The organism is Humiphilus diazotrophicus, assembly GCF_059726315.1.
Window position 1 is genome coordinate 4592316 of the sequence record NZ_AP040870.1, and the last position, 10501, is coordinate 4602816.

The 10501-nt window shown below is 50.5% G+C and carries 7 protein-coding genes; 5 read left to right on the forward strand and 2 right to left on the reverse strand.

What is annotated here, in order from left to right; translation table 11 throughout:
* Window positions 1–27 precede the first annotated feature (27 nt).
* Window positions 28–1458, forward strand: coding sequence for a flotillin family protein (locus tag AC6I7T_RS19370; protein ID WP_497789146.1), 1431 nt, complete (start codon window positions 28–30; stop codon window positions 1456–1458).
* A gap of 64 nt (window positions 1459–1522) precedes the next feature.
* A complete protein-coding gene (locus tag AC6I7T_RS19375) occupies window positions 1523–2179 on the forward strand; it encodes a PspA/IM30 family protein (RefSeq protein WP_497789147.1) in 657 nt (218 codons plus the stop codon).
* Window positions 2180–2334: 155 nt separating this feature from the next.
* Here AC6I7T_RS19375 and AC6I7T_RS19380 read toward each other — a convergent pair whose 3' ends face one another.
* Both AC6I7T_RS19380 and AC6I7T_RS19385 read right to left on the reverse strand, forming a co-directional pair.
* Entirely contained in the window at window positions 2335–3648 is a 1314-nt protein-coding gene (locus AC6I7T_RS19380; RefSeq protein WP_497789149.1) for an MFS transporter, read from the reverse strand.
* Window positions 3632–4732: a hypothetical protein gene (locus AC6I7T_RS19385; RefSeq protein WP_497789150.1), complete on the reverse strand. Its 1101-nt coding sequence runs from the start codon at window positions 4730–4732 to the stop codon at window positions 3632–3634. The genes AC6I7T_RS19380 and AC6I7T_RS19385 overlap by 17 nt, the downstream gene beginning before the upstream one ends.
* A 399-nt stretch (window positions 4733–5131) precedes the next feature.
* Here AC6I7T_RS19385 and AC6I7T_RS19390 point away from each other — a divergent pair, with 399 nt between their 5' ends.
* The 3 genes from AC6I7T_RS19390 to AC6I7T_RS19400 all read left to right on the forward strand — a co-directional run bounded on the left by AC6I7T_RS19390 (window position 5132) and on the right by AC6I7T_RS19400 (window position 10429).
* Window positions 5132–8701, forward strand: coding sequence for a carboxypeptidase-like regulatory domain-containing protein (locus AC6I7T_RS19390; RefSeq protein ID WP_497789151.1), 3570 nt, complete (start codon window positions 5132–5134; stop codon window positions 8699–8701).
* A gap of 175 nt (window positions 8702–8876) precedes the next feature.
* Window positions 8877–10004: a hypothetical protein gene (locus AC6I7T_RS19395; RefSeq protein WP_497789152.1), complete on the forward strand. Its 1128-nt coding sequence runs from the start codon at window positions 8877–8879 to the stop codon at window positions 10002–10004.
* 254 nt (window positions 10005–10258) lie between these two features.
* Window positions 10259–10429, forward strand: a complete 171-nt coding sequence (locus AC6I7T_RS19400) for an FmdB family zinc ribbon protein (RefSeq protein WP_497789154.1) — start codon at window positions 10259–10261, stop codon at window positions 10427–10429.
* Window positions 10430–10501 lie beyond the last annotated feature (72 nt).

The following is a 10501-nucleotide window of genomic DNA, read 5'->3' on the forward strand; positions in this document are numbered from 1 at the left end:
TCCTGATGGAAAGGATCAGGATGCAACATGACAAATACTTACATCGTAATCATTGGCTTGGTTTGTTTAGCGACGATAGCTCTCCTGGGTGGATTGGCTAGGCTTTTCCGCAAAGCAGGGCCGAACGAAGCCCTGATTGTCTTTGGGTTTCGTGGACCGCGCGTTATCAAGGGCCACGGCACATTGGTTTTGCCGATGATTGAAAACTGCCGCGAACTTTCGTTGGAACTGATGGCCTTTGACGTGGCTCCTCAGCAGGATTTGTACACCAAGCAAGGTGTGGCCGTTACCGTTGAGGCCGTTGCACAGATCAAGGTTCGTTCGGATCAGCAATCGATCTTGACGGCAGCCGAGCAGTTCCTGACCAAGACTCCTCCGCAGCGTGAAGCCTTGATCCGTCTTGCGATGGAGGGGCACCTGCGTGGAATCATCGGCCAGCTCACTGTGGAAGAGATTGTGAAGCAGCCTGAGATGGTTGCCGATCGCATGCGCTCAACCTGCGCGGAAGATATGAGCAAGATGGGGCTGGAGGTAATCTCGTTCACCATTAAAGAGGTCAGGGATAAGAACGAGTACATCACCAATATGGGACGGCCGGATATTGCCAGAATCAAACGCGATGCGGAGATTGCGCAAGCAGAAGCCGAACGCGATACGGCGATTCGCCAGGCGAGTGCACAGCGCGAAGCTGCTGTAGCCAGGGCGCAGGCCGATCAGGACCGGGTGATTGCTGAAACTGCTTCTTTGGGAAGACAGTCTGAAGCACAGCGCGACTTGGATATCAAGAAGGCGCAATTTTCAGAACAGAGCCGCAAGCAGCAAGCCCAGGCAGATAAAGCTTATGAGTTGCAGACAAATGTTATGCAACAACAGGTTATTGCCGAGCAGGTCAAGATTCAGCAGATTGAGAAAGAACAGCAGATCAAGGTGCAGGAAGCTGAAATTTCTCGTCACGAGAAAGAGCTGATCGCGACTGTTTTGAAGCAGGCCGAAATTGAGCGGCAGCGGATTGAGAATCTTGCTGCGGCTGAGAAGGCAAGACTGTCGGTAGAAGCCGAAGGCCGTGCTGCAGCTATTCGCACGCAGGGTGAGGCAGAGGCTGCCGTCATCTTCCAGAAGGGCGAAGCGGAAGCTAAGGCCATGAACATCAAGGCTGAGGCCTACCAGGAATGGAACCAGGCCGCCGTGGTAGATAAGCTGATCAGCAATATGGCCGAGGTTGTACGTGCCATGTCTGAACCTTTGTCGAAGGTCGATAAGATCACGATTGTTTCTACCGGATCCGATGGGGCGGCCGGTGTGAATAAGATCACTGGCGACATGACAAAGATGGCTGCACAGGTTCCGGCACTCTTCGAGGCGCTTTCCGGCATGGATTTACGCCAGCTGATGGCCAATGTTCAGAACCTGAAGAAGCGGCCAGACGAAGGGACAAATGGCAAAGCCGACCCGAGCTAGTCGATAACACTATCCATGGAGGGGGATTCATTTCCCCCTCTGTGCTCTTCAAAAAGGAGAATCTATGGCACTCCTGGAGCGTGTAAGTACGTTACTTCGAGCGAATGTGAATGAACTCATAGAGAAGGCTGAAGATCCCGAGCGGATGCTGAAGCAATTGGTTCTCGATATGGAGAATCAGCTTTTACAGGTAAAGACTCAAGTAGCTATTGCGATAGCAGATGAGCATCTCCTGCGAAAGAAACAGAAAGAACAGGAAGATCAAATTGAAGAGTGGAAGCGAAAGGCCGCTCTTGCTGTCAGCAAGAATCGCGACGATTTAGCCCGTGCTGCGCTGGAGCGTTCTTTGAGCTATCAAAAACTCGCGGAAGGATTTCAGCAACAGGCTGAGGATCAGAAAGAAGAAGCAGATACTCTTCGTCAGGCATTATTGAATCTTGACCGCAAGTTGGCTGAGACACGTGCGCGTTGCGAATTGCTGATTGCACAACATCGCAGGTCCCGTGTTGTCGGCAAAGCAACCAAAGCGAGGAATATCGCGGTTACGGCACAAGAGACAACGCTCAATCGCATGAAAGACAAAATCCAAAGCGGAGAAGCTCGCAATGTTGCAGAGAAAGAACTGATTGGCGATTCGACGCTTGAAGACAAGTTCGCCGCTCTTGAGAGTGAAGATCGCGTAGAAGCAATGCTGGCTGAGCTAAAAGCGAAGACGTCCTAGGGGAGATTTCTTCAAATTTGGCGCAGGGCGTTTGCTGTGCTGGACTCTGGTGTAATTGAGCAATGGAGTTGGGAAGGACACGGTGGAAGCTGTGTCCTTCTGAGCTAATTACAGTGTTGACTCCCCCAAAGGCTTTTCGCCTTAATCTTCAAAGCCTATGCAATTGTCGGAGCGATCTCCGCGGGTTTAGAGCGTTCCGGTATCGAATTTTCCTGGTTCCATCGTGGAGCAACGATGATCGCGGCTATCAGCGAGGTAATCACGAAGAGATTAAAAAGATTATCCCAGCCGTAGTAGCGGGCAAAGCCTGTGACGAGTAAGGGGGCAAGGGTTTGGCCTACGGATCCGGCTCCATTGACAGCTGCAATAGAGCGTCCGGCATGAGAATAGGGAACGCTCTCCAGTACAGCTACGGATACCATCAAACCATCCACCCCATAGACCAGAAGTCCCATTAGTGAGATGCTGATAGCTCCTGCCCACCAGCCCAAGGTGATCAGTATTGGCTCTAGTAAGGCTAGAAAGCCCAAAGCAAAGAGAAAGATTGCCGCAATAGGATATCTGCGCGAGCGGAAATACCGTGTGGAGAGATGCGTAGCAAGCAGAGCACCGGCAAAGCCGAAAAGTTCAAATAGAGATGCGGTAGAGATCGCCACGTTATCGGAAAAATGCGTAACCTGGATGAGATAGAGTGGCAGCCAGAAGAGCAATGCGTAGCGAGTCATCTTCAAAAAGAAATACATCGCTGCAATTGTCTGAAGGTGGAAATTTCGAAGAACTGGTTTCCAACTGCCGGTTTCTTCCTTTGGCGCTTGATCGGTTTCGTCTGGCACTTTTAGCCCTGCTTCGGCTGGGTTATCTTTTGTCGTAAAGAAAAAATATATCGACAGAGATATAAGCAGGATCGGGGGAAGGAGGAAGGCCCGTTTCCAGCCGAGTCCGGGAATCAGAAAGGGTGTGGCTGCAAGCCATCCAGCCAAGTTACTCGCCAGGACTCCACCCAGAGAATAGCTTGCTGTCCACCATGCAAAGACTGCCGGACGTTCTTTGCGTGTGAACCATGCCATCAGGAGCTTGGCCAGAGCTGGAAATCCGAAGCCCTGGCTCAGCCCGTTTAGAAATTGCAGAGTAAGCAGAGTACGCGGTTCACCAAATTGCACAATTGCGGTCGTACATGCTGCTGACAGAATGCCGCCAATTAGAGCGGTCTTCCTTGCACTCCACTTATCTGCAAGTGTTCCTGCGATCAAATGCCCCAACGTATATGCCAGTCCAAAGGCGAAAAGCAAGTTGGCGGCGTCTCCCATGCTTGTTGGAGAGCTTTTTAGCACAGGGGAAATGCGAAGGTCTTTTCTGCAGAGGTAGTAGCCCGCATAGAGCAGCCAGCTTGAAGTAAAGATACCGGCCCGCCAGGACACGCTTCGCCGTACGGCTGTGGCATTGCTATCGGTTTTAGGAGATGGGGACATAAGTATGAACCGTGGCCAAGCCATTATTGTCTATGCTCATCACCAGTTCTGCGGGGAGTTTTTGTGAGATAGCTCTTGTTAGTGAAATAGGAAAGTTATGTTCCTGAATAAGCGATTCCGTCAACTGTTTGATTGCCGCTCCATCAGTGCCTTGAATCCATAACTCGCTATTGGCCTCAGGCCTGATCGTAAGCAGCGCCGCCCGTTTCTTGTCCGGCTGGACCTTTTCCCCGTTGCGTCCGGTCAGAGTGGGCCGTCCCTGCACGTTGGTAATAAGAAACGGAATGCGATTGTCCTCGACGATTGCAGTAGGACTCACAAACGAGATATGAAGGTTGGCACTATCCACGCTGCTTCGGTCTTCATCCTGTGTGTAGCGGATGTGAGGATAAATTCCATAGCGTCCGCTTAACCAGATCAAGGGATAGATGCCCTTCTCCAGCTCTGTATTGGAACTTGGGTTTTCGTCCGTTAAGGAGAGCGTTACAGCGGTACGTCCTTGAAGCAAGTGATCCCAGAATAGAAGATGATTCCCACGATTGCCGATTTGCTGGCGTAACAATAAGACGCATAGGAAGAGGGCGATTAAAGCAGGCCGCATCAAAACAACGGTATTGAGCGGTGCAATACCTGGTTCTTCAGCTAGTTCATTCTCGTCCTGGTGGGTTGCGGTTGTGGGAACGGAGAAGACAGGTTCCTGCTGATGCTGTTCAGCAGCTCGCGGAAGAAATTGAGGAATATAACGCCCTGACGGCAGAATGATTCTATATTCAGGCGAATCACGGTCTTCGCCATAGAAAGATGCTAAGCGCTTTCTAACCTCATTGGCCCGCACTCGAACCGTAGCATCGGAACTTGGGTCGTAAGAAGAGTCACGACCTAGCAGATCGATACCGATGCTGCGCTCTTTCAGCGAGTCAGTACGTCCGTCCAGTGCTACGCGGACGACATAACGCAGAAACTCACAACTCTTTCGGCTGCTGCGAAAACTGGAACTGGAGCAGATACGATCTAGTTCCTTTTCAACAGCTGCTTGTAGTTGCGCTGCTTCCTCAAAGCTTCTTGGTAATGGGGGCACTGTCATTTTTCTTTTTCTTACTGCCTGCCCTATTTATATGAGCGCAATTTGCACCGGTCGTCCGGCTACCTGCAAAACTCCTGGCCTGAATGAATGCTGATGGTTCCAAGAGTAAGCAATTTGCGTTACAAATCAGTGAAAATGTCTCAAGCAGCTCTGACAATTTGTTTGTGCTTTTGTAAAACTACATCTTGATCCACTCTGTAACTTGTTTATTTTCAATATCACCTCTGTTCCTTAACTGTTAAAAACCTGCCGGAGCAGCTCCTCACCTCTCTAGAGTCGACATTGTTATGAGTTCTGTTCCAGCGCACTCACACGAGTGAACTGGGTGCAGGGGAAACAGCCCAACAAGGGCTACATCGAAAGGCATTCTCTGTGTTCTCTTTCTGGAGACCAATAAACATGCAACAAAAGAAGAGCAAATTCGTTTCTCCTTTCCCTGATCTAAGGGCAAGAACGTTGCTTACGTTCCTGTCTCTAGTGTTGCTTGCAGGAGCCAACCTGTTGGCTCAGTCCACACAAGGCAAGATTCTCGGCAATGTGAAAGACAGTTCCGGCGCTATTGTTTCCGGTGCTTCGATCAGTCTGCTCAACCTCGATGAAGGTGCGACTCGTACAACGCGTTCCAATGCCGCAGGCGATTATCAATTCCTGGACGTGAAGGCTGGGCGCTATACGATTGAGATCTCCCAGGAGGGGTTTGCCAAGTGGTCGGCAACGAGCGTGGTATTAGCCGCCCGGCAGGAACTGCGTATTGATCCTTTTCTAGAAATTGGAAATGTGCATCAGGAAGTGAGCGTTTCGGGTGAAGCCGTCAGTGCGATTGAGACGGAGAGTCCTACGATCAGTGCTGTTTATTCGGCGACAGAGGCGGCCAACCTGCCAGTAAATACCCGTGCCAGTGCAGGTGGTACCAGTGCATTAGGAATTATTGCCACTCTTCCTGGAGTCCAGGCAGACGGTGGAAACTTTTCTTTACAGGGTGGGCTTCCGTTTCAGGCAGAAGTCTCAGTTGATGGTATTACCGTACGAAGCGCGACCGGTGGAAACTCCCCCATTGGGGATGCCTTCCCTTCGACTGAGTCGATTGCGGAGCTTCGGACAGACGGGGTGTTAAACAATGCGGAAATCGGCCAGCCTGGTGAAGTCATTGTGACTACTAAGGGTGGCGGAAATAGCATTCATGGATCGGCATTCTGGTATCACCAGAATGCGGCTTTCAATGCTATTGCCTATACCTATCCGATGACTAAAACTAAACCGAAATTAGTCAGCAATACTTTCGGTGGAAGTTTTGGCGGACCTGTTGTTCTTCCTCACTTTTACAATGGCCACAACAAGACCTTTATTTATGGGGCCTATGAAGGATGGCGTCATCCCTCACAGGATGTAAAGCAATATAAAGTTCCCAGCACCCTGATGAAGAAGGGGGATTTCTCTAAGTACTCTTCAAAAGGGTTTACCGGTCTGACGAATCCGTTTACTGGAGCAAGCTACGGGACCTCGCTTCCCCAGATCAACGCTGCTGCACAGAAACTTCTCTCTCTCTTTCCCGATCCTAATATTGGGGATCCGACTGTCTTTACTGACGATAGTACCTCGAACTACGTTGCCAATAAGGACACGAGTGCCCATTCCGATCAATTCGATATTCGTGGCGATCAGTACATCGGCTCCAATCAGAAGTTTCTTATCTGGGGTCGTTTCACCTGGAAAAACTTCCCGACTAACAGTGCCCAGGCATTAGCTGTTCCTTCGGCTCAGTCCAATAAGAAGAGCCGTGTTCTTAAGGTAAGTGCCAACTGGTCGATTACTCCTCAGCTGATCAACGAAACAGGTTTCGGCTTTACCCGGTATACAAGTGGAAAGACGAACAGCTTTAATGGGAAGGCCTTTACTCAAGGTTTGGGATTGACTGGTCTCCAAAACCTCTTTTACAACGGTCTGCCCGAACTTGATTTTAATAACATTTCGTCTCTCGATGCCGATCGTCTGGATTCTCTGACGGAATCGCATACCTACGTTTATACGGATACTCTCAGCTGGAGCAAGGGCCGTCACGAATTCAAGTTTGGTCTCGATATCCGCAATCTTGAGGCGATTACTCCTCTCGGCTTTAATGGCTCGGATAACTACGGTACTTTCCAGTACAACACCAAAAACAGTGCGGGCCTGTTTACAGGAGTGGATTTCGCAGACTTCCTGATGGGGCTTCCGTACCAGACCTTCTACGATGTTGTAGCCCAGGATAACGACGGTAAGTCGACTCACTATCACTTCTTTGCTCAGGATCAATGGAAGGCGACTCCCGATCTGACTATCAGTTATGGAGTCCGTTATGAGCTGCATCCTGGTTACTCCGACCCACATGGTGACATCGGAAACTTCGATCCTAATGTTGCTCTCTCCGGGCGTGCAATTTATCCAGATGGAAAGCAGAGCCTGTTGGCAACGGCATTTCTTGCCAGTGCAAATGCCTGTAATCCGGACGGTGTGAATTACACGAATTCCGCTACAGTCAACGGAGCTCCCTGCATGCCGGTGCTCTCGAACAGTCAGGCTGGTTTCCCATCGGGGTTGAAGAAGTATCCTCACCTGCGCTTTATGCCGCGGTTAGGTTTTGCTTATCGGCCATTCCATAGCTCCAAAACGGTAATTCGCGGTGGAGCGGGCATGTACAACATCACGCTATTAGGATCGAACTTCTACTCGCTTACCGGTACATTGCAGGCTCAGACCACGCAATATACGAATACCTACGATACGACCACTAAGGCGATTGGCTACCAATGGCCGAATATCTATGGTGGTGCTGGAAACGGTGGTTGCACGACTTGTTATGGTCAGGATTATTTCGGTACTGCAAATAGCACGAACTGGAAAGATCCTTATACTGAGCAATGGTCGCTGAGCGTAGATCATGACTTCGGATCGGGCTATGCTGCTCGTATCTCGTATATCGGCTCCGAAACTCACCAGCTTGTCTGGGCTCCCGATGAGAACACGCTCCCATTCTCGAGCACAGCATCGGCAACCAATCAACCTTTCAGCGCTCGCCGCTTCCCGAACTGGGGACGCATCAATACCCGGTCCACTGGTGCTAACGCGAGCTACAACTCGTTGCAGGCAGAGTTCAAACATCGCTTCCAGCGGGGATTGCAGTTTGACTCCTCCTGGACATACGCGAAGGCGCTCTCCGATAACCAAGGTCCGGGCAACACGGGCTTTGCCTCCGAATCCGGTGGAAGCCGTTCCACTTCGATCCTGGATCGGCATGCCGACTTCGGAAACGTTTATGGCACTCGCCGTCATCGTTGGAACACTACGATGGTTTACGATCTTCCCTTCGGACGCGGGCGTCAGTTCGGGACAAAAATATCCCGAGCTGCAGATGCTGTGATTGGCGGATGGCGTTTGTCCAACATCTTCCTCTGGCAGACAGGTCCTTATGAATCTCCCTACTTCCCCTCCGGACAGGGCGATCCCTCAGGAACAGGTTCGGGCTTGAATGGCACCAAAACCGGCTTCGATGGAGGCCACCATGCTCAGGCAGCCGACCATGTCGCTGGAGTCAGCAATAAGCCTGCAGGACAGGATCGTCTGCACTGGATTAACACTTCTGCCTTCACCTGTCCTGGATACCCAGGATGGCAACCGGGAACACCGTGCACAACCGGCAGCGGTTCCGGTCCTGTACCGAATCCGATTGGCCGCTTCGGCAACGCACAAGTTGGTTCAGTCGCCGGTCCTGGAATGATTAATTTGTCCTCGGGTATCAGCAAGTCTTTTGCAATTACCGAGCGGGTTGTTCTTAGGGCAGAGGGAACCTTCACGAACGTTCTTAATCACACCAACCTCGGAGATCCGAACATGAATATCGCGTCGCCGAATTTCGGGCAGATCACTGGGACGATCGGTTCCGATTTCGGAGGAGCGAGATCCGGCCAGGTTTCCATGCGGTTGGATTTCTAGAGATCTGGAACGGTGCGCTTATCCCTCTTCTTGAAGGAAGGGGGATGCGGATACCTCTCCTTGTTCAACAACGAAGCCGATGTTATTCCGATGGGAGTAATATCTTCATACGCAATGAGCTCCCACGGGAGCTCATTGCTATTTGCAGATTGAAATGATTAACGAAAGGAACAAGATGTTTGCTCGATTTCGCTTTGCTTGCTTAGGACTCTTGGTTGTTCTGTGTCCTGCATTCTCTGTTCAGGGGCAAAATGTAACTCAGAATGTTCTTGTCGTGATGACCGATGGCTTGCGCCGTCAGGAAGTATTTTCCGGCGCTGATGAAAAGCTCTTGGCTGCAATGGAAGAGCATCAAAAAGATGCTGCTGTTCGCTTGCGGAAAGACTATTGGCGTGCTACTCCCGAAGAGCGCCGTCAGGTACTTATGCCATTTCTCTGGACAACTATCGCGAAGCAAGGACAGCTTTATGGAGATCAGGATCATGCTTCGCAGGCTTATGTAACTAATGGATTAAACTTCTCCTATCCGGGATATAGCGAGACGCTTGTTGGATATGCCGATCCCAAAGTGAACAGCAACGATAATGTGCAGAACCCGAATGTAACTGTTTTGGAATGGTTGAATAAACAGCCTCGCTTTCAGGGGCAGGTCGCGGCCTTCGGCGCCTGGGCAGTTATCGATGGGATTCTAAGTTCGAAGCGTTGTGGTTTTGTTGTCAATGCCGGTTATGAGCCATTTGTTCTTACTCCTATGTCTTCACAGCTGGAACTCCTGAATCGCTGGAAGGTGGAGAATCCGCATGTATGGGAAGATGAACCCTTTGATGCTCCTGTCTTCTATACAGCAGTTGAGTATCTCAAGGAGAAGAAGCCACGGGTTCTATATCTCTCTTTGGGAGAGACAGATGACTGGGCCCATGGTGGACGATACGGAGATTACCTTGACGCTGCCCATCGCTTCGACACTTATCTTGAGAAATTGTGGAATCTTGTGCAATCCATGCCTGAATATCGAGGAAAGACTTCTCTCGTTGTCCTGACTGATCATGGTAGAGGCGCCACCATCGAGGATTGGCGGGATCATGGTACGAGCATCCCTCAATCGAAATATATCTGGATGGCATTTCTCGGGCCGGATACGCAATCACTGGGAGTGCGAGCGAACGTTAAGCCTGTTACGCAGAACCAAACTGCTGCCACGATTGCCGCGTTATTAGGGCAAAACTACAAAGCTGCTTTTCCCGCAGTTGGGAATCCGATTACAGAGGTCCTTGCTTCAGGAGTAAAGGAGATGGGGCAGTAAGGCATTTTCGCAAAAGTGAAATTGGAGCCGGGGACGTTTACAGCCTGACGAAAATGCTCCAGAACAATCCGTTGATCCTAAATAGCTTGATAGAAGTCCGGAAATTTCAATGAGCTTGAAGGGAGCACTAGTGGAATCATTTAGCTACGGCTCCCTTTTGCTCTTGAAAAATGTAAGGGGAATCCATGTTGAACCTCTTCCGCAGGCGGACTAGAATCCTGCTGGATTTATTTGGCACCGGCGAGAGGTATTCCATGGCTCATTACGAATTTCTCTGCAACGACTGCAAGAAGACGTTTATGCAGTCCCTTACCATCTCGGAGCATGATGCTCAGAAAAAAATCCAATGCCCGCACTGTGGAAGCGCGAAGGTTGAACAGTGCTGGTCCACCTTCACCGCAGTAACTTCAAAAAAGAGTGCTTAAAGTTGATCGATAGGGAAGCGGGGTACCTGGATCTGTGATAATCCGGGAACCCCGCTTGGGTTAACTCAACTG

Bases quoted from the DNA above. Each gene is read 5' to 3' on its own strand.
- AC6I7T_RS19390 (WP_497789151.1), top strand. From the start codon at position 5,132: ATGCAACAAAAGAAGAGCAAATTCGTTTCTCCTTTCCCTGATCTAAGG.
- AC6I7T_RS19380 (WP_497789149.1), bottom strand. From the start codon at position 3,648: ATGTCCCCATCTCCTAAAACCGATAGCAATGCCACAGCCGTACGGCGA.
- AC6I7T_RS19375 (WP_497789147.1), top strand. From the start codon at position 1,523: ATGGCACTCCTGGAGCGTGTAAGTACGTTACTTCGAGCGAATGTGAAT.
- AC6I7T_RS19370 (WP_497789146.1), top strand. From the start codon at position 28: ATGACAAATACTTACATCGTAATCATTGGCTTGGTTTGTTTAGCGACG.
- AC6I7T_RS19400 (WP_497789154.1), top strand. From the start codon at position 10,259: ATGGCTCATTACGAATTTCTCTGCAACGACTGCAAGAAGACGTTTATG.
- AC6I7T_RS19385 (WP_497789150.1), bottom strand. From the start codon at position 4,732: ATGACAGTGCCCCCATTACCAAGAAGCTTTGAGGAAGCAGCGCAACTA.
- AC6I7T_RS19395 (WP_497789152.1), top strand. From the start codon at position 8,877: ATGTTTGCTCGATTTCGCTTTGCTTGCTTAGGACTCTTGGTTGTTCTG.